Genomic DNA, 18261 nt, shown 5'->3' with positions numbered 1-18261 from the left:
ATCAATTAACACGATACAAGAATTATGGAAGACTTGAAAGACAGAAAATGGAAAGTGCTTGAAAGTACTTATCTCCACCATAAACCGTGGCTGACCGTACGAAGTGAACGGGTTGAACTGCCCAATGGCAACCAGATCCCGGAATATTTTGTTTTCGAATACCCGGAATGGATCAATATAATCGCCATTACGAAAGATAAAAAGTTTGTTTTTATCAGCCAGTACCGCCACGGTTTGGGAGAAACATCTTATGAACTTTGTGCCGGTGTTTGCGAAAAAGAAGACGGTACGCCACTCGTTTCCGCCCAGCGGGAATTACTGGAAGAAACCGGTTTCGGCAAAGGTGAATGGAAAAAGATCATGACAATTTCCGTGAATCCCAGTACTCATACCAATCTGACTCATTGTTTCCTGGCGACAGATGTCGAGCAAGTCAGCAATCAACACCTGGAAGATACGGAAGATCTGGCCGTCCATATCCTTACACTCGAAGAAGTGATCGAACTGCTGAAAACCGACCAGATAAAACAGGCATTACATGCCGCTCCACTCTGGAAATATCTGGCTTTAAACCATCTGGTATAGACTGGGAGATGCAGACTTCCCCGTTAATAATCACAATTTGATTAGGATAATTCATCCTCTTTTCATATATTTGTTAAGGAAGAATATGAGGAGGATGAGTTATGAGTAACATTTCAGACTATATCGAACAATTTGTCCTGGATAAACTGAAAGAGTTTAACGAAGGAAGAAATGCTGACAAAGGCGTGTACTATATTCTTTTGCCTAATGAAAAGACCGCTTATTATACGCTTTGGTTCTATAACCCGGGTGCTGAATATCATCCGAATGTTTTCCTTTCGACATTGGATGTCAATGCGATCAACTCAGTAGAAAAAGCGATGAAGGCCGTAGCCAACTCCTTCGCCAGGCTGAACATTACCCCCCGTATCGACTCCATATCCCACAATGCCGACGACGTTATCACTTTCGGCAAATATCGCGGATACCGTTTATATCAGATCGTGACGATCGACCCTAAGTATGTGGCATGGATTGCCAACAAATATGAAGCGCGTGTACAAAGTGAAAGGCGTTTTAAGGAACTGGCGGCAACCTATGCATGGGTTCATCAGGATCTATATACTTCCCGTATGCACAAAGTACCCGTTAGTCGATTTGTCGGAGTAATAGACGAAAAACTTAGTGACCTGCATCTTTCCATACTGCGGGTCAAAGTGGAAGATAATCCATATAAGACCCGTACTATCCGGGGAACCACCCATTTTTACGCCGACCAGAAAATCGTTGCTTCGGACGAAGCAGGCAACCTGTTTTTCTTCACCATCCGTGCAACCGACCGCAGTCTGGAAAGCGGCAAATTAAGCAACGCCGACCATCCGTATCAGATCGGGGAAAAAATGCATATCCGCTCAGCCAAAGTAATCAAACATTATACCTCCCGAAATATACGGTATACGAAATTAGGGTATATAAAACTGCATTGACTCCAACGATGTCCTATTATATACCTATTTCAAAGAAATATTTAATTATCTCCCTTTAATTATAAGGAATTCATTACATTTGCAGTATAATTAAAAAAGAATAACCAACCATGACAAAAAAAGAATATCCATTACCGGAAGAAACTTCGCAAAATGTAAATGAGCCCCAGGCTGCATACGGATTCAATACAGAGATCCAGCGTCCTCCCTGTCAATATACTCTTGAAGAACTGAATAAACGCCTGGATCAGGCAGAAGAAGAAGCTCGTCAAGGTTTAGGATTGACTACAGAGGAACTCCGTAAAAAATATAATCGATGGAATATATCGTAAAATGGATGCCTATTGCACAACTCGACCTGGAGGATATCTATCAATTTTATCTATCCAAAAGCGAGCAGGTGGCTAATGATATATGGAACCGTCTATTAGAGTCCGCCGATCCTCTTAAGATATTTGCATATGCAGGACCGGTAGAACCTCTTTTAGCCAATAGAGAAAAAGAATATCATTCGCTGGTCGTTGAGAAACACTTCAAACTTATATATTATATAGAAGGAAATAATGTACGTATCACAGCGGTTTGGGATATACGAAGGGATCCTGAATATCTAAAATATTCCATCAAGTAAGTTCTACTCTTTTCTTTCTAATATAGATCATCCCTCCTATAAAGAAGCAAAACCCAGCTATGGTTAAGATCAGAATACGGTAGTTACTGGTGTGATGGATTTCCTGTTTTTGTATTTGTTCCACTGTTCTGGCGGTATAGGATTGTTGCGTTGCAGAGGTAGAGGCCAGGCTGTCGATACTGCTGCTAACCTGTTGCAGGCGGGCTACGGTAAGGCTTTGCAGGGGTTGCCTGCCCGAACTGTCTGGTGGAAGGAAAATGACCTGTTTTAGTTCCCACGATAAGGAGTCGTTCAGGATAGAGCGACTTTGTAATAACAAGCTGTCGTTACGGTCTATTCTGACTGACTCGTTCCGATTTGCATTTTCCTGCCGGCGCACAGTTTTTTTCATACCACAGCTAAAGAATAAACAGGCAATACAGAGCATATAAACAAGCACCTGCATCCGGTTCCTGCCGGATTGCTTCAATGACAGATGCAGGAAACGGCGGTGTTTGTATAAAATCGCCTGGTCGAAAGGTAAGCCCGACCGCATCAACAGTTCCAGCAACTTCTCCGGGCCTTCGGGAGTATAACAATCGGCTGCCTCCCCCTTTACATGCTGGCTCGTAGCCACACCGCCCACCAAACGGTTCACCTCTTTATTCCGGTAACCGCTCAGGATGGCGATCGGCTTCTTATATAATTGTCGCAACGGTTCCAGTAGACAATTTACCAGATGTTGCAACGAAGCCCTTGCCTGAGCAGGCGGTTCATTGGCTATTGCATTCTCTACTGCGGTACGGCTATACGTAAGCTCTTCCAGCGTAAAATGTTCACTTAACCCGATCTTTTTACTTCTACTTTCCATTGTCATTGATTTTAAATTTATAGGTATAATCAACCCCGAAAAGGGCACCCGCAAACGTACTGATCTCACCGAAAGCCACCAATACGCTGTTATCGATCAATCCCTGCGGATCGATCCAGAATCCGCTGAAGAGAAGAACAATCCCGCTCAATGTGAGCAGGATTGCAATAATCAACTGAACCGTCAACCGTTTCATGACTTTCTTTTTAATTGTCAATTACTCAATGACCGGTCTGTCGTCTTCTCCTTCACCGCCACCTTCTGTTTCGTCCTTTTTATCCAACGAAACTTTTTCGAAGCTCGTACGACTTTTGGCTACACGCAATTCCTTGCCCGGGAAGAAACGAACTTTCGGCTCGCGGATCATACTCGTAGTAAAACTCTTTTCATCCGTCACGCCCTCCGAACCGAAGTTATACCGGAAATGACCGAGATCCCCGAAATGTACCCTTCGTCCATGCTGCAAATGGCGAACCAAAATAACAACCGAACGGTCGATCACTGCTTTTACCCCGGCACTGCCTACACCCGAACTATCGGCTATTTCCTCAATAAACTCTTCAAAAGGGACATAATCGCCACACACCATCTGTGCATAGATTTTCTCCGGTACTTCTTCTTTGTCCGGCCCCATGTTCTTTCTTGTTACCAACTTAAACTTCATTGCCATAATAAATAATGTATTAGTTAATACCCATTATTGAAACACAAAACAAATATAGGATAACGGATAAGACACCTTTCTGCCGTAATAATGACGGTTATGCACAACTTACGTTACGCAAACAGCGTAGCAGAAGAAGAGGATTAGTAATCGTGATCTTATTACCTGAATCCTCCTCCCGGCAATTTACACTTATTTTATACAAGGTTCGCGTGTACCCGGCTCGTTGGTTATCAATGTTTTGTCATTTAGCATCCGAAGGTCTTCGGATGTAAGAGACCTCTTACGCAGTTTGTCACCGAAAGACTCCACAGTGTTATTATAACCGAAGGCCAACTGGAGAGAGAAAGCCAGATGCACAAAAGAGGGTTTGTAGTCAGGCTTGCGGCTTTCCATCTGGCCGATAAAGCGCAAGATGATCTCCGGTGCCTGAAGATCGAACTGCAAGGTACCGAGTACGGTGTTTTCCAGCAGATGGTCGAGCGTTCGTTGCCAATTACGGGTAAAAAGACGAGTGAGGAAAATCTGGTAACGCACAGTCAGGTATTCCCATTCGCAAAGGGCAACCTTGTAGGCAAGGCGATAATAATAAAAACGTCTGACAGGGGGTAAATCACTCAGGATAGTTTCAAACTTATTGACGGAAGGATTTTCCTTTCCGAACAATGCTCTTAATTCTTCGTACATTATATATAGCGTTTAGCAGGTAGGAGAAATTCCCTGACCTGCCCCCGCTACTATGTACGATTATTGTGTCATTCCTGTTTATTCAATGCTTCCAGTAAGAATTTTCCGGGATGGAATTTGACGCTGGTGCGTGGATGGATAAAGACGAGTTCTCCTGTTCGAGGATTACGACCCTGAGTACAGCCGCGTGCCTGCTTGATGGCACTGGCCAGTTCATTTTTGTTCATCGCTTATCTCCCATCAGTTCATAAGCTACTTTCAGATTCTCCCTTGCCTGACGCGGGTTTTCGGGCATGGCTTTGCGGAAATAATCGCAGGCACTGTTTGCATCGCCATCCATCAGCAGCAAAACGCCCTGATTGATATACGAACGGGGATCGTCTGCGCAACGCTGTCCGAAAATATGGGCCGACTCCTTGTCTCCCAACGACAACGCCGCCGCCATCGCATTCAGTTGCGCCACACGGCAATCGGGGAAACGAAACGCCATCAGTTCATATACTTCACGGTATTGCTCCGTTCCCGGACGGTATATCGCCGCGATCCGCAGCAACTCCGGTAGCGACAACGTTTTTGGCGCAGTGTACACCCGGGTGGCCAGTTCGTCTAATTCCGTCGAGCCTTGTTCGAAGGCTTTTGCAGCCGGCGTTTCACCCGTTACGGCTAACTCGATACGGCGCAGGCGGGCAAAGAATGTTTTCTCCAAATCTTTGTAGACGGCACCTTTATCCAGGTCGCGCAATTGCTTGCGACGGTTGTCGGCATCGGCCGTTGCATCCAGAATAGCAAGCACCTGACGGGTATACGCTTTGCCCGATGCAACCACCTCCCGCCGCAAGCCCTCCCAGTCTTCACCGGCCCAGTCGACCGACACAGTGCCGTCATTGGGGAGTTTATACTGCTTCAGCAGATAGTTTTTAAACTGGATCGTACGGTTACCGGCCAGTTGTTCATTCTCTTTCGTACTGCCATCCGGTGACGCATAGCCGGTCAGTTTGATTCGCAGACCCTTCGGGGAAGCCAGCAGCGGACGAAGGCGGTCGCTCAATTTTTCCAGTTCGGCACGGTTATTCCCGTATTTGGGATTTAGCGTGACGCTACCTGCCGGATAGTCGATAAAAGCGGTCAGATGTCCGGCTATACTACGCGAAGCATTTTCTTCTTCCGGATCGGTATAAACCAGCATTTCACGATAGACCGAAGCGGCATTGACCCGCATTAACGGGATTTGCACATTCCGTATATCGGGGTTAGTTGGTTTAGGCTTCGATGTTTCCTGTTCAAGAGGGATGATTACCTGATCGGATATTATATCCTCAGAAACCATTTGCTGAGGACTACCGCAAGAGGTTAGCAAGAGAGTAATACCCAAGCCACCTTGTAATAGTTGTTGTTTGTTCATTATATATATATTAAATCATAATCTGTTCGATCTATTCTTGTTATTCACGAGCCTGTTGTATCCTTTATGCAACGACCAATAAAACCATAATCACAATCTCTGGCACCACCACCAATGCTAGTATGATTCTGGCCTAATTGATACATCTGGCGAACTGCCGAAGACCAATATACACCTGTCTGACCCGATTCTCCAATCGCTCCCGTATTATAAAGTAGATAGCCGTAATACTGGTACCAAGAAGTTCCCCGGTAATATGCTCCATAATTTGTTCCACTCCAACTTTGCATTATATTACCTGTCATTTTACCTACGATTGTTCCAGTAGGTAATCTCCAACCCGCAGGACAAGGATCATACATTGTTTTTACACTATTAGACCATAAAGAAATATTTATAGAACTGCCACCCCACCAATATCCACTACCTGTACCATGATTTGTTACGGTATTCGTATAAAAAACCCAAGGTTCCGAAATTGACTGACCAACAATAAGCTGGCTAGAAGAATTTCTTTCCTCTACCGCAACACCAGATCGTAAATAATTCCCTTTTGCATCATACAAAGGACGCAAAACACTTGTAGAAATATTACTACTCATAGGGAAAGGATCTTTTCTACCCCATTGGTAAGCATAACCAAGTGTTGTACCCTTTCCTGGAGTTGCCGTCAGAGCTCCCAAATCACGATCCATCCACACTGCTCCATCTGCAGATATACTATGTACTTTTCCCCCCGGCACATCTCCTATTGCATCTCCTATACCCGGATCGTAATCCGTCACCCAGACATGCCAACTCCAAAGGATAGTTCCTTGCTGTTCCGGTTCACTATAAGCTGCGAGTAACAAATTCCCTGTATTTCCCGGGGTTGCTTTAAACATTGCTTGTCCCGTTGCTTCCAGAAAAGTGAGATCTTGTATCAGACCATCCGGCGTATCTTCCGTTTGCCAAACAATCCCGATACTTTTGATATTATTAGTGCCAGCCGAAGCTGATCCCACACGGGTTGCATAATCCACACCGCTTGCTGGTACTGCTGTACCTGGTGGTTTCAACATATCGATCACCATCGTTGTTCCCGGTAATATCATATAACAGTTTGCAGGAGTTTCGGCTTCAGGTAATGTTACCACAGTAAGTCTGCTATCAACTTCATTAACTCCCTTCACCGATAGGTTTACGTTATATATCCGGTTAGCTTCAACATTATAATCATTCGTATTGTTACCTCCTAAATACACTTTATAAGAAACCAGTTTTGACGTTCCGCTCTCCTGATATAGTCCGCTCAATTCTATATAAGTACAATAATCTCCCTGTCCGGAAGGGGCCGTTGAAGCTGTTTTATACCGATGATCTGTAGCCGTTCCTATCCCCCTCAGATTTTCAGGCATATACCAGGTATATCCCCCCATTATATTATCAGCAACAGAGAGATAGTTCTGGAAATTATTAGCATCCCCCATTGGATAGATAGACGAAATACTGCCCAAGGCTAACGCCTTGGGGACGTTCCTTAATTGCACACGGGCCGGTATAAAATTCACACCATCAGCGATTGAACAAGTTACATTTATTTTAGCCAGTTTACGATTGAAGCTAATTTGAATAGGTTGAAGCGCATTAATTGTTGTCACCAAAGATGCTGTCATAACCATAGTTCCGTCAGCTATCCCCGCATCATTCACCGAAATCAACTTTTGTTTCAGATCACCATACACCCCGGTGAAATTTTGCAACTGATCTCCTGTATTCGCCACAAAATAAAGAAACTGATCCTTATCCGGATCAGATTTAGGTTGCATCAGACCAAGTACCAAAGCATCCAGACCACTATTTATATATCGTAATACGACCAATGGATTCGTATCGTCTCCATTCCCGTCAAACTGAAAGACCGTTATATTATGAATCGCATTTTCTTCATTCCCCATATCACCCGGCAGAATCTGACTAGCCCGAGTCCGCTCCTGATTTTTATAACCGGAAACAGACAAACCAACAGTGACTCCTACCGGTTCATAATCTTCATTTATCCCCCCTGTCACATTCGTTACTTTCTCACACGCAGCCATCATTAAAGGCAACAGTAACAAAAGCATATACTTCCGAATAACATTTAATATATGTTTCTTCATATCCATTTATTTTATTTTTACACATCGTACCGAAAAACCAAAAGCCTGGCTTTGTAAACGATTGGGGTCGACCACCCCATTGGACAAATTACCTGAAGCCGGTTTACTTTCATGATACAGACTATAAGCATTATCAGTTCCTTCCGCGCGAGTAGAAGACCACAAATAGCCATATGTTCTTAGCGGTTGTAAACTTCCATCACCATATTGAATTTTCCCCCCTAACCGATAAATTACTTTTTGTCCAGCTCCTGTATATTCAGAATATCGATCAAAATACCAGGTAAAAAAATTTACATTCTGCTTAAAGCCATTCCAACTCCCATTTTGAGGAACCCTCCAACCATAAGGGCAAGGATCGAAAACAGTTTTTATATTATCCTGCCATAATCCTTCTATTTGTCCGGCATCCCCATACCAGGAACCGGCATTACTCCGTGTATAAAATGTGGTTGGGGCTTTTACCGATGAAAGAAACGGATCAACAGGTATTGCATTTGTGGAGAAGGAAAAAGAACTCCCGTCAGCCGTATACATCTGATCTTTCAAAAACGGATCTTTCCTGCCCCATTGGTACATCAGTTCCGGGACGGCAGGTGTCAACGTATTTAAAGCTCCCAGATTACGATCCATCCACACCTGATTATTATAAGTATGCAGAGTCCCGACCAACACATTCGTTTCATTATCATTCACGATACCGGCATAAGGCGTCACCCATATATGCCAGCTCCAAAGCATATCCCCCGCTTCGTCGTAAGCGCCGATCAGGGCATTACCGGATGTTCCCGCTTCATTCGGTTTTACGGAGATCATTCCCTGACCATGTGAAACCGTGATCAGATTGTCGGAAGTCTGCCAGATCAGCTTAACAGCGTCCACCTTGCTGTAACGGCCTTCAATCAATTGTTCTTTGTAAACGATATCTGTACCATTCACATCCGTTCCCGGGGCATCGTAAGGGCTGAACGATAGCAGCTCTCCTTTTTCCGGAGCTATCAGGAAAGAGTTAGCCGTTTTATAATAGCTGAAATTCCTGCTCGTCACCCGTTTGTCGAACGTATTCACACCGGTTATCTCCGCTTTCACCTCATAATTATAATTCTGATACACATTATAATCGTCCGCCAGGTTGCCCCCTACATAAAAACGGTAAGTAGCCAACTGGTCAGGCATATTGGGCGTACGGTAAACACCTGCCAGCTCGATATAAGTACAGAAATCATCCGGCGCATTTTCGCCGTTTTTCTCCCATATACTTTTAACATTACCTTTTTTGGAACGGCGGTTCAGCGGAATGTACCAGGTAAACCCATCCTCAATACGGTCTACAATGGAAGTATAATCCCTGAAATTTTCCTCCGTTTTCTCCGGGTAATCTGACGATGCAGGTTCTACACCATCGATATAGACCAACGTCTTAGGTACATTTTTCAATTGAAGGACAGAAGGGGTAAACGTCGTATTCGTCACTGTAGGCTTTGCCTGCCAGCTAAAACGGATACGGGCAACCAGCCGCTTCAAGGTCAGGCTATGCGGTTCCGGGTTCTCTGTCGCAGTAACCGGCACACGCACAGCCCCAATCATCAGCACATTATCGCTACTGGTCGTTTTCTGATTCAGTGAAACAGTCTCCTTCCTGAAATCCGCCAGCGTTTTCCCCTCATATTGTTGAAAGACCGAACCGGCATTGGCTATAAAGATCAGGTATTGGGTTTGCTTATCCTTGGCTCGCAAACCAATAGAATACACATCCTCCGTACCCTCCTTCGGTTCCGGTGCACGCAGATAACGGGAAGTGACACACGGGGCAGTACTTCCGTCACCACCATCAGTTCCCTGATCCCAATCGAATTGGAGCACCGTCAGGTTATTAATCCGGGCGTCATTTTCGACTTCTGCACGGGTCGACAACCGGCTTTCGCCCTCTTTATCTGAACTTACCACGATCTGTACCGGTTCCGGGCACAGGCGAAAGTTTTGAACAACGGCTCCTTCCTCCCTGCCGGTTCCCACTTCTTCCTGTGAACAGCCAACGGAGAAAAGCAAAGCCAATATTATTCCTGTATAAAGTATTTTATTCATTTTCCTATCTGTTTTTCATCCGACATCAGGCACCTCCCATATCTCCCCCCAACACTTCATTCAGATTTCCCCATTCATCCACCGTGAACGTGGTACCCACCTCCTGCTCACCGCCACCGACCTGACCGTGATCGTTGCTGATCGAAGTCCAGGGTGAAACCGTTACCTTGAAGTTCACGAAATCCCATCCGTAATTCACCTCGAACAGATACCGTTTGCCCGGCTCGAATGCGAGTCGGTTGATTTTGGCATAGACCGTTTTTTCTTCGGCAGTTGCCTGTCCTGTTTCCTGCATATTGATCGTTATCGTAGCTTTGAACGAGCTGGTTGCCCTCGGATAAACAATCAAAGGTTTCTTCTGGATATTATAATGTTTACCGGTTTTACCGGTCGGGGCTTTCTCCTGATAATCAAATGTCGGATCGTCCACAGTATTTATAATATAGATAGAAGTAAACCTGTCGGTTTGTTCCGGAGCGGGTATGATCAGTTCATTCTCCGGCAAACGGTAATTATCCGTCACGACATTTCCCATGTTATCCGTATACGTCACCATATTATCTATTTCAATCTGACGGATTTCAAATGTGGAGATCGGACTTTCCTCTTTGACCACCCGCGCAGTGAAACTGACCTGCGAAGCCAGATGTTGCAGGTGTTGAAGCGTAATGACAGTCGCTTCCGAGCGCATCTGTGCGCGGGTAGTCGAGCCCAGGGCATCCACTTCAGGCCCGATCTTTCCCGTACGCCCGTCGCCAGACAATGCCTGTCCGGGGACGATTGCACAGAAGTCATACGTACCGGCCGACAAAAACATATCCGACGACGCATCGAGCTCCAGACCCGTACCGGCACCATTCACTTTATAATGACTTTGTGCTACGAACGCATTCGTATTGGGGTTGTAGGCTGCTACCGTAAATGTTGTGCCTGCTGTAAGCTCCGTCAGTTCTCCGGTAGAGGCACGTGTCATCGCTGCAATTTCCGGCAGGTTGAAGCTGACCGGATAACGGTTTTCCTCTTCCGGTAGATCCGTCGGGTTACTACAACCTGCCAGCAGCAGTACCAACAAGGCGATATATCCGGTTTTCATTTTCTTGTCTATATTTATTTGTCTCATACAGTCTGTTCCATTTCTATTGCGGGTCTACCTCCACCACTTCATCCAGATTCACCCCGTCTATCACCCAGGGTTCTATTTTGGGCAGGGAGAACGAAGCGGAGTTGCGCGTTATCGTTGCTTCAAAAGTATAGGTATATCCTCCTTTCAAGACCAGTTCGGAAGCATCTCCCGTTGCCATCATCCGCGCTGTATAGCTTTTTGATGGAAAGGCATTTGTTCCACCGTTTTCGAAACTTAACCCGGAAAAGTCAAGCTGCAAGGGGATTCCCCGCGCAGAGGTGGAAACCGGAAGAAGGATAAAGGAGACGGTAAAAGTCGTTCCGTTTCGTGTAGCCTCTTTCCGTTGTCCGTCCGGCTGTTCCAACGCTACGCCTCCGGTTACCGGGGTTGGATCGGTTCCGTCGGTAGTAGGCTGTGCAGGCCAGTAGATCATAGGCGACGGTGTAGTTGCCGATGTTGCCCATGCAGCCGAAAGATCGATATAACAGCCGGTATTGTCGATATCGGCAATGCCGACTGTCAGGCCGGAAGCAGCCGTATATCCGTTTGTCGCTGCCGGTTTTACCGTCAGTATCACTTGTGTTGCCAGATGGCGAAATGCCAGAGCGATCGGGTCTGCCCCCGCGCCAATGTTAAAACCTCCACCCTTATTATCATTCACCGCCATCAAGTAATCCACCCCGTTATGCAGGTCAACGGCATGACATCCGTTGGCCAGTCCCGGCACGACCTGGCTGGCACTGTTGGTCGACAAGGCATAGAAACGATAGCCGTCAGCACTTTCCACTTTCATAACGCCCCCGGTGGGGATCAATTCGTCGGCTATTCCCGACGCATTGACCTGTACCGTATAAGCATTAGTATAATCGGGAGCGGTATCTGCGGATGGCTTTCTCCCTCCTTTTCCGACATATACCGCAACATAGGCTCCATTGGTGAGTGCGGTAGTCCCGCCCACGGTACGGGTGACAGGCGTTTCTGCCGAAGCCGTAAAATCCAGTTCGACATCCCCTTCCGGAACATTCTCCCATTTATCGTGTGTACAGGCCGCCAGGCTAACCAGTACAAACGTCCCGATGATCCATTGTTTCTGTTTCATGCGCATATCTCCGTTCAAGTCTAGTTATCCGATACGTCGCCAACTTCGCCGCCGGAACCGCCGGCCACCCACGATTCTACTGTGACGCCGCTGAATGTGATCTCACTTCCCGACAAAGTCAGGGTATACCGGTTGCTTTCACCGGGCTTCCATCCGGCACTGGCATCCAGTTTGCCGGTATAGGTATGGGTGGCATGAACCGTTTCCCCTATCTTGATATCCTTTACCGTTACCTGTACCCACAGCTTCTGCGTGCCAGTCCCGTCCGCTCCTTTCAGAGGCAGCATATTATAGGTGGCAACCTGGGTGGCCGGCGTTGTAGTACCGTTGACATAGTTATCCAGTTTTACGACATTCATCTCTGCCATGTTCGTATTATCCGTTAACGTTTCCTTACCCCCGACACTACTCGTATTGCATGCCAACGGAGGCCCCGCCGTTGTATTGCCGAAACGGATATCACCCGTGTTCAGACGCATATAGGAGTCGGCCGGATCGGTTTGCTGCACATAGACCTTTGCTAATTCAAACGTTTCAGCGGCATTTGCATCCGCTGCCCCCACATTTCCGCCGAAGATAATCGTAAGCTGCACCTGGGTTCCCTTGTGGGCGAACTGTAGCGGGATATCAGTACTCGTTGTCCCGAATTGGATTGTCTTTTCAGCCGTTACATGCAGATAATCCACACCGTTTTTTAAAGCGGCGGTTGTCGTTCCACCCTGTCCCGCCCCATTTCCGAGTACCGGCGTTCCGTTTGTCGCTGTTACATCGAATACGGGAACATCCTCAGTCGTACTATTAGTCGATACGGCATAGAAACGGAAGGTTCCCGAAGGCAGGATCATCGCTTTAGCGGCATCACCTGTACCCGAAGGCGTAAGGACTGTGGCGCTGACCGCATAATCTTTTTGGGTGACTGCCGGAGCTGTTATACCCTTCTTTTGCAGGTAGGGATAGATACGTACCTTTGCTCCGTCCGTCAGATTCTCCGTATCGGATGCCCGCGTGCCGACAGAGGTCAGGAAATGGATCTCGGGCAAAACGCCGGAGAGGTCGGGGTCGTTGAATATCTTGTCGGCCGTACAACCGGTCAGCGACAAGAGGCAGATCATTGCTATATATTTCATTTCGATTGCTTTCATACGTTTACCAATCTTCTGTTACATCATCATTAGGGAGAGAACCGGTTTTTTCCGTCCAGGTCGTAACCGAGACTCCCTGAAAAGCAATATCGTTGCCGGTGATATTTACCTTATAATTATATTGGTTGCCGGAGGTGAAACCCTCGTCCGGCGTCGTGAGATTCAATGTGTAGACTTTACTCGTCTGCACCAGCCCGTTGAAGGTGATGCTGGGGAACGTGATGGTGACGGGGATGGTCTTTTTCCCTTGCATCGGCAGCATGATATAGCTTGCCGTACAGCCAGCGGCAGCAGTCATATCTCCGGTGCTTTCAATTTGGGTATAACTACTCTGATCGGTAACGGGTGTCCCACCCTCAATCTGAGGGGTAGCCCCCAGCATGATCTTCAAACCCGCCGGATTAGTGGCAGCAAAAGTAACTTTCGGAGCCGTAGCCGCCGTCACCTTATCATCGCCTGCACTCTCGCTCACGATCTGTATCGAGAGACGGGTAGCCAGACGATGGAAAGCCAGGGAGACGCTTTGCGTTTCTCCCGGCCGTGAGATGATAGCCGTGTTAACGGCACAATAGATATAGTCGGTGTTATTAGCCAATTGCCCAGTCTGCGACACTGAACCGGCAGCCAGGGCAGGCGGTGCAGTTTCCGCATTGACCGACAAGGCATAAAAAGTATAGCTCCCGGCAGCCAGGTACATAATACCTTCACTGCCGGTGACTGTCAGGCTACCATTTCCACCCGATGCCACATAATTGCGACTGACCACCGCTGCGGCTGTAGGAGTAGTCACCGCATTTTGGCTATATGCATGAACGGTTACCTGCACCCCGTCGGCCAGCACCGGAGCATTCGCTTTCGTACTGCTGCTTTTTGTTTCCAGGTCGATCGTACTACTGAAAGACACAGCCACCTTTTCCCCGTCAGGCACAGGTGCCGGCGCAGGATCGTCACCCTCCCCCGGTAGTGCAATGTCGATGACACAGCCGGTCAGCAGCAGGTAGCAGGATAGGATATATGGGTAGAAATGAGACATATTTTATTTATTAAATAAACTTTACTAACTTATTTATATCATGGGGGATTTCGTAACCTACGGATACGAAAAACCCTCAATATCGTAATTATTCGACATTGAGGGTTTAACCGTGGAAACGGACTTACTTACGTCAGTATCCTATTCTATAAACTCGTGGGATGGAACAACATCTACCAGCAGGCCATCCTGTTCAAAATGGTCACGCTGATTTAGCGTTACGATTGTCCCGTGTTCAAGACCAAAGGCTTTCATAGCTTCTAACAATCCGGATAGTTCTCTGTCCAGATTTTCCGTATTTAGTTCGTAACAGACCTGTATGGCCTTTGTAATACTCCCCTTTTCCTGCACAACGAAATCACATTCGCCTTTACCCATAAAGTAATAAACCTCTTTCGTCATACGCCGGAGTGACAGAAAAACCAGATTTTCCAGTTTATGTCCATCCTCTTTTTTGAACTTAGGCATGCTAACCTCCACTAATCCCGTATCGACAGCATATACTTTCTTTGGATTGATGTTCTGCTTCTTTATCGAATAGTCGAACATCGGGACAAATGTCAGCAAATAGCTCTGTTCGAGATAAGCAAAATAGTCCAGAATCGTAGTTGCTGATGATATACCGAACGATTGTTTCAGTTTATTGCCTGTCACCCGGTTTCCTATATTATTGATCAGGTAGAGCGTTAGCCGCTGTAATGTACGAACATCTTTTATACCGTATCTAACCGCTATATCGCGCACCAGGATATCGTCCAACAAAGAAGTCAATATCTCATCCAGACCTGTTTTCAAATACTCCGGAAAACCTCCTTCCTTTAGGTAAGAAGCCAGCGAAGTGACTGTTCTCTCCTCTCCACGAAAACGACAATATTCATTATATGAAAAAGGAAACAGTTCCTTCGTGATATGTCGCCCGGTTAATGAAGTACCCAGTTCCCTACTCAATAACGATGCATTCGATCCGGTGATAAATACTTGATAATTCTCGTCGAGTTTCTGTCTTACATACCTTTCCCATCCATCGATAATCTGTATCTCATCAAACATCAACACACGCGTACCTGAGTCCTTTATAAGAATATCCAGTTTTATAAAGTCGCTGATATCGAAACCATACAAACGGGGATCATCAAAATTGAGATACAGAGCATCCCGATATTTCTCGCCAAGCAACTGAAACAAGAGCGTGCTCTTCCCGCAACGACGGATACCCGACACAATAACAGCAAACGTTTGCACTTCCGGCAATCCGGCCAGTTCATCCCTGAGCAGCCCTTTTTCTTTTGAAGCAATAGATTGTATCTGTTGCCCCATGATCTCTTGTAAGTATTCCAACTGTATCATACACACTGATTTTACCACAAAGATAAATAGTTTCCATTACAAATGAAAGATATCTTCCATTCATAATGGAAACTTTCTTTCACTAGTAATGGAAAGGGGTATGATACCCTTTTCCGGTTAAACCCTCAATATGTCAAAGAACGTTGTTTGTTATACTAACCCGGTTGCAGTCAGATCAGAGCTGACTACCCCCTATGGCTCGGTAACAGTTGGATCGGAACCGGCAACCGTTCCCCAATCTGCAACTGTTGCTCCGGTAAAAGTGATCTTGTTTGCTTTCAAAATCGCATTATAGGTGTACTTCTTGCCGGATAGGAAAGCGGTTGCATTACCATTATCACTGTTATTCGGAGCTGTCAGATCAGCGGTGTAGGTTTTATCTTCAGCAGTCCGACCGCCGATCTTAACCTTTACTTTGAACTTAACTTTCAATGTTTGACTGGCTACAACAGGAAGCATTGTATAAGTAGCTGTGGTTTCCTTACCAGATACTTCTCCAGTTGTCATTGCTGCTTTATATACTTCACCACTTTGTTCTGTATCAATAGAGCCTGCAGGGGGTATTATTCCGGTTGCCAATGCCATTGTACAACCGGTTGTTACAGGTGGTGTAATGGTTGCCGGATTGGTACTTTGCCATTCGGTTAACTCCAGACCATCGGTATCAGATCCTTTTACTTTTATCTCGATCAGGACGGCTTTACGTTGAAAAGCCAAAGTAACATTCGTTGTTGCCGGAACAGTAGTTGCCGGAGTGGGTTTTGCATAGATATAATCCACGCCATTTGATAGAACTTCCGATACACCGGAAGTAAATGTCGGAACAGTAGCAGTTGAATTACAGGATATAGCATAAAAGTCATAATCGCCTTTGGGAAGGTACATGACGAAATCAGCATCTCCAACAAAAGTGCCTGCTGTAGATCCTACCGTATAGCCTTTTGAAACAATGGCTTGCGCAGAGGTAACATCAGCACTTTGTGTATACGCGGAAATCGTTGCCTTTACACCTGTCGCAACTTCTGTTGTAGTAGCCTTCGTCAGTGTCAAATCCATATTGCCGTTAAAATTAATGGCATATTCCCCTTTCTCGTTAGTTATCGGTTTGTCCTGCAATTCATCCGAAGTGCACCCGGCTGCCGATAAGAGCAGGAAAGGGATGGATAATATTAAATAGGTTGTTTTCATGTTCGTTGTTTTAATGTTGTTTGTTTCAGATATTGCCAGATATGAGTCTTTGATAATAGCGACCGGTTGTATCTGGCTCCCCTCTCGAGAGGGGGAAGGGGGTGTGTTATAATCCCGCCTATAAACGGGCCTTAATTAATAACACATAAATATATTTAAGCCATCCCTATGTTTTTGCCGGTTTTATTTACTGGCATTTACACACCCCCTACCCCCTCTCAAGAGGGGAGCTGGTTACCATCAGTCACTAATCAGATAGCTCAGTTTTTCTATTATCACCTCATTATTCTGACGGTGGTGTCACCGGCAGATCGCCACCTACTGCATCTTCCCAATCGACAACTTCGGTGGATAGGGTGATGAAGTCTTTGGCTTGTTCACTATATAATAAAGTATATAGATATGATTTCCCCGCTTCAAGGCCACTGACCGGAACTTTCGGGGCGATTGTGACGTCTTTATTCGTATTGGTGTTATCTTTCAGTTTCAAGACAAATTCCAAACCTCCAGTTGTATTGTCAGCCATTTCTTGCCCTGTCTTTGGGAATAACATCAGCTGCTTTGGGATATCGAATGTGGATGCGGCTACGACTTCCTGACTTACTGTCGGTTGGTAAAGAGTGAAAGTGCTTCCATTATCAGATGTTTCACTTAAACTACTCCATGTTCCGTTGGCAATATTCATCGTCCCTTTATCCTTGTCTTTTACCTGGAGGCTGACGATACTTACCTTATTGGATTCTTCCGTATTCTTAAACTTGAAACGTACCTGTGTCAGGGCATGTTTGAATACCAGTTTCTGCGTCTTGCCGGATTCGGCTACCGTACGCTGATAGTTCTCGATCGGCTCGGCATACATATAATCGGCCTGGGCATCCGGCGTTTTGGCCAAGGTCACCTGTAGTTTGGGAGAAACACCTTCTGCGGCGGCTTTTATACCATCAGTATCAGCAGAACCAACTGCCGTATAAGGATAATAAGCATAGAAATTGTAGATATTATTCCCCGTATAAGTCTTTAACGGAGAATAATCCAGTCCTCCCGAGCCATTCGAGGTGGCTTCGATGTTGTCCATTTCATTCTCCGTCGCCCATGCCGGGGTTGATGCATGCGTAAGCGCATAGATCCCGATCTTCTCATTACTGGGAATGTTCGTTCCACTCACTACCGCTTTGGTTTCCACCTGAACGGTGGTACCGAAGGTGATTGCATTCGCATCAGACGGGACTTTCAGCTCGTCGTGATCGGAACAAGCAGTGGCCGCCAGGGCGACTGCTGTTAGTAAAATTAGATTTTTCATTTCGTTGTACTTTTAATATTAATACTTGTTATTTCTATTGTATTGTTACACACCCCCT

18 protein-coding genes and 1 pseudogene are annotated in these 18261 nt (G+C 46.0%); 4 read left to right on the top strand and 15 right to left on the bottom strand.

Annotated features, from left to right (window positions below; all coding sequences use genetic code 11):
* The first annotated feature begins 24 nt into the window (after window positions 1-24).
* The 4 genes from HMPREF1536_RS19690 (at window position 25) to HMPREF1536_RS19675 (ending at window position 2142) form a co-directional block, all read left to right on the top strand.
* Window positions 25-585, top strand: coding sequence for an NUDIX hydrolase (locus tag HMPREF1536_RS19690; protein WP_028729439.1), 561 nt, complete (start codon window positions 25-27; stop codon window positions 583-585).
* 101 nt (window positions 586-686) lie between these two features.
* Entirely contained in the window at window positions 687-1511 is an 825-nt protein-coding gene (locus tag HMPREF1536_RS19685) for a hypothetical protein (protein WP_028729440.1), read from the top strand.
* Window positions 1512-1621: 110 nt separating this feature from the next.
* Window positions 1622-1843, top strand: a complete 222-nt coding sequence (locus HMPREF1536_RS19680; protein WP_044193166.1) for a hypothetical protein — start codon at window positions 1622-1624, stop codon at window positions 1841-1843.
* Window positions 1828-2142, top strand: coding sequence for a type II toxin-antitoxin system RelE/ParE family toxin (locus HMPREF1536_RS19675; RefSeq protein ID WP_028729441.1), 315 nt, complete (start codon window positions 1828-1830; stop codon window positions 2140-2142). Before HMPREF1536_RS19680 ends, HMPREF1536_RS19675 begins: the two co-directional genes overlap by 16 nt.
* Here HMPREF1536_RS19675 and HMPREF1536_RS27220 read toward each other — a convergent pair.
* From HMPREF1536_RS27220 to HMPREF1536_RS19605, 15 genes and pseudogenes are all read right to left on the bottom strand, one after another.
* On the bottom strand, window positions 2135-2992 hold the full coding sequence (locus HMPREF1536_RS27220) for a D-Ala-D-Ala carboxypeptidase family metallohydrolase (RefSeq protein WP_044193168.1): 858 nt from the start codon (window positions 2990-2992) through the stop codon (window positions 2135-2137). The two genes, HMPREF1536_RS19675 and HMPREF1536_RS27220, sit on opposite strands and share 8 nt — an antisense overlap.
* Complete coding sequence (locus HMPREF1536_RS19665) at window positions 2982-3188, bottom strand: hypothetical protein (protein ID WP_028726708.1); 207 nt, start codon at window positions 3186-3188, stop codon at window positions 2982-2984. The genes HMPREF1536_RS27220 and HMPREF1536_RS19665 overlap by 11 nt, the downstream gene beginning before the upstream one ends.
* Window positions 3189-3209: 21 nt before the next feature.
* Window positions 3210-3662 carry an HU family DNA-binding protein gene (locus tag HMPREF1536_RS19660; protein ID WP_028729442.1) on the bottom strand — a complete coding sequence of 151 codons (453 nt, stop codon included), beginning with the start codon at window positions 3660-3662 and terminating at the stop codon, window positions 3210-3212.
* A gap of 186 nt (window positions 3663-3848) precedes the next feature.
* Window positions 3849-4343, bottom strand: coding sequence for a hypothetical protein (locus HMPREF1536_RS19655; protein ID WP_028729443.1), 495 nt, complete (start codon window positions 4341-4343; stop codon window positions 3849-3851).
* Window positions 4344-4411: 68 nt separating this feature from the next.
* Window positions 4412-4513, bottom strand: a pseudogene (locus tag HMPREF1536_RS28250) (HU family DNA-binding protein); the annotation flags it as partial.
* A 53-nt stretch (window positions 4514-4566) separates the two neighbouring features.
* A complete protein-coding gene (locus HMPREF1536_RS19650) occupies window positions 4567-5745 on the bottom strand; it encodes an OmpA family protein (protein WP_044193170.1) in 1179 nt (392 codons plus the stop codon).
* A gap of 44 nt (window positions 5746-5789) precedes the next feature.
* On the bottom strand, window positions 5790-7886 hold the full coding sequence (locus HMPREF1536_RS19645; RefSeq protein WP_157395734.1) for a DUF4906 domain-containing protein: 2097 nt from the start codon (window positions 7884-7886) through the stop codon (window positions 5790-5792).
* A 6-nt stretch (window positions 7887-7892) separates the two neighbouring features.
* Entirely contained in the window at window positions 7893-9971 is a 2079-nt protein-coding gene (locus HMPREF1536_RS19640; RefSeq protein ID WP_028729446.1) for a DUF4906 domain-containing protein, read from the bottom strand.
* 25 nt (window positions 9972-9996) lie between these two features.
* A complete protein-coding gene (locus tag HMPREF1536_RS19635) occupies window positions 9997-11091 on the bottom strand; it encodes a fimbrillin family protein (protein WP_081693400.1) in 1095 nt (364 codons plus the stop codon).
* A 16-nt stretch (window positions 11092-11107) separates the two neighbouring features.
* A complete protein-coding gene (locus HMPREF1536_RS19630) occupies window positions 11108-12193 on the bottom strand; it encodes a fimbrillin family protein (protein WP_028729448.1) in 1086 nt (361 codons plus the stop codon).
* Between the two features lie 20 nt (window positions 12194-12213).
* Window positions 12214-13335 (bottom strand): fimbrillin family protein, encoded by a 1122-nt coding sequence (locus tag HMPREF1536_RS19625; protein ID WP_028729449.1) that lies wholly within the window; start codon window positions 13333-13335, stop codon window positions 12214-12216.
* A gap of 4 nt (window positions 13336-13339) precedes the next feature.
* The gene (locus HMPREF1536_RS19620) at window positions 13340-14368 is read right to left on the bottom strand and encodes a BF2992 family fimbrillin-A clan protein (RefSeq protein WP_028729450.1); all 1029 of its coding nucleotides are present in this window, start codon (window positions 14366-14368) and stop codon (window positions 13340-13342) included.
* A gap of 141 nt (window positions 14369-14509) precedes the next feature.
* Window positions 14510-15715: an ATP-binding protein gene (locus tag HMPREF1536_RS19615; RefSeq protein ID WP_028729451.1), complete on the bottom strand. Its 1206-nt coding sequence runs from the start codon at window positions 15713-15715 to the stop codon at window positions 14510-14512.
* Between the two features lie 192 nt (window positions 15716-15907).
* Window positions 15908-16903: a fimbrillin family protein gene (locus tag HMPREF1536_RS19610; RefSeq protein WP_028729452.1), complete on the bottom strand. Its 996-nt coding sequence runs from the start codon at window positions 16901-16903 to the stop codon at window positions 15908-15910.
* Between the two features lie 283 nt (window positions 16904-17186).
* Window positions 17187-18203, bottom strand: a complete 1017-nt coding sequence (locus HMPREF1536_RS19605) for a fimbrillin family protein (RefSeq protein WP_028729453.1) — start codon at window positions 18201-18203, stop codon at window positions 17187-17189.
* Window positions 18204-18261 lie beyond the last annotated feature (58 nt).

Source organism: Parabacteroides gordonii MS-1 = DSM 23371, assembly GCF_000969825.1.
Taxonomy (GTDB): domain Bacteria; phylum Bacteroidota; class Bacteroidia; order Bacteroidales; family Tannerellaceae; genus Parabacteroides; species Parabacteroides gordonii.
Note: the sequence above shows the minus strand (reverse complement) of the source record. Positions and strands in the feature narration are given on the sequence as shown.

What these genes read in the sequence shown, in the direction of transcription:
- HMPREF1536_RS19690 (WP_028729439.1), top strand. Translation starts at nt 25, where the DNA reads ATGGAAGACTTGAAAGACAGAAAATGGAAAGTGCTTGAAAGTACTTAT.
- HMPREF1536_RS19685 (WP_028729440.1), top strand. Translation starts at nt 687, where the DNA reads ATGAGTAACATTTCAGACTATATCGAACAATTTGTCCTGGATAAACTG.
- HMPREF1536_RS19680 (WP_044193166.1), top strand. Translation starts at nt 1,622, where the DNA reads ATGACAAAAAAAGAATATCCATTACCGGAAGAAACTTCGCAAAATGTA.
- HMPREF1536_RS19675 (WP_028729441.1), top strand. Translation starts at nt 1,828, where the DNA reads ATGGAATATATCGTAAAATGGATGCCTATTGCACAACTCGACCTGGAG.
- HMPREF1536_RS27220 (WP_044193168.1), bottom strand. Translation starts at nt 2,992, where the DNA reads ATGGAAAGTAGAAGTAAAAAGATCGGGTTAAGTGAACATTTTACGCTG.
- HMPREF1536_RS19665 (WP_028726708.1), bottom strand. Translation starts at nt 3,188, where the DNA reads ATGAAACGGTTGACGGTTCAGTTGATTATTGCAATCCTGCTCACATTG.
- HMPREF1536_RS19660 (WP_028729442.1), bottom strand. Translation starts at nt 3,662, where the DNA reads ATGGCAATGAAGTTTAAGTTGGTAACAAGAAAGAACATGGGGCCGGAC.
- HMPREF1536_RS19655 (WP_028729443.1), bottom strand. Translation starts at nt 4,343, where the DNA reads ATGTACGAAGAATTAAGAGCATTGTTCGGAAAGGAAAATCCTTCCGTC.
- HMPREF1536_RS19650 (WP_044193170.1), bottom strand. Translation starts at nt 5,745, where the DNA reads ATGAACAAACAACAACTATTACAAGGTGGCTTGGGTATTACTCTCTTG.
- HMPREF1536_RS19645 (WP_157395734.1), bottom strand. Translation starts at nt 7,886, where the DNA reads ATGAAGAAACATATATTAAATGTTATTCGGAAGTATATGCTTTTGTTA.
- HMPREF1536_RS19640 (WP_028729446.1), bottom strand. Translation starts at nt 9,971, where the DNA reads ATGAATAAAATACTTTATACAGGAATAATATTGGCTTTGCTTTTCTCC.
- HMPREF1536_RS19635 (WP_081693400.1), bottom strand. Translation starts at nt 11,091, where the DNA reads ATGAGACAAATAAATATAGACAAGAAAATGAAAACCGGATATATCGCC.
- HMPREF1536_RS19630 (WP_028729448.1), bottom strand. Translation starts at nt 12,193, where the DNA reads ATGAAACAGAAACAATGGATCATCGGGACGTTTGTACTGGTTAGCCTG.
- HMPREF1536_RS19625 (WP_028729449.1), bottom strand. Translation starts at nt 13,335, where the DNA reads ATGAAAGCAATCGAAATGAAATATATAGCAATGATCTGCCTCTTGTCG.
- HMPREF1536_RS19620 (WP_028729450.1), bottom strand. Translation starts at nt 14,368, where the DNA reads ATGTCTCATTTCTACCCATATATCCTATCCTGCTACCTGCTGCTGACC.
- HMPREF1536_RS19615 (WP_028729451.1), bottom strand. Translation starts at nt 15,715, where the DNA reads ATGATACAGTTGGAATACTTACAAGAGATCATGGGGCAACAGATACAA.
- HMPREF1536_RS19610 (WP_028729452.1), bottom strand. Translation starts at nt 16,903, where the DNA reads ATGAAAACAACCTATTTAATATTATCCATCCCTTTCCTGCTCTTATCG.
- HMPREF1536_RS19605 (WP_028729453.1), bottom strand. Translation starts at nt 18,203, where the DNA reads ATGAAAAATCTAATTTTACTAACAGCAGTCGCCCTGGCGGCCACTGCT.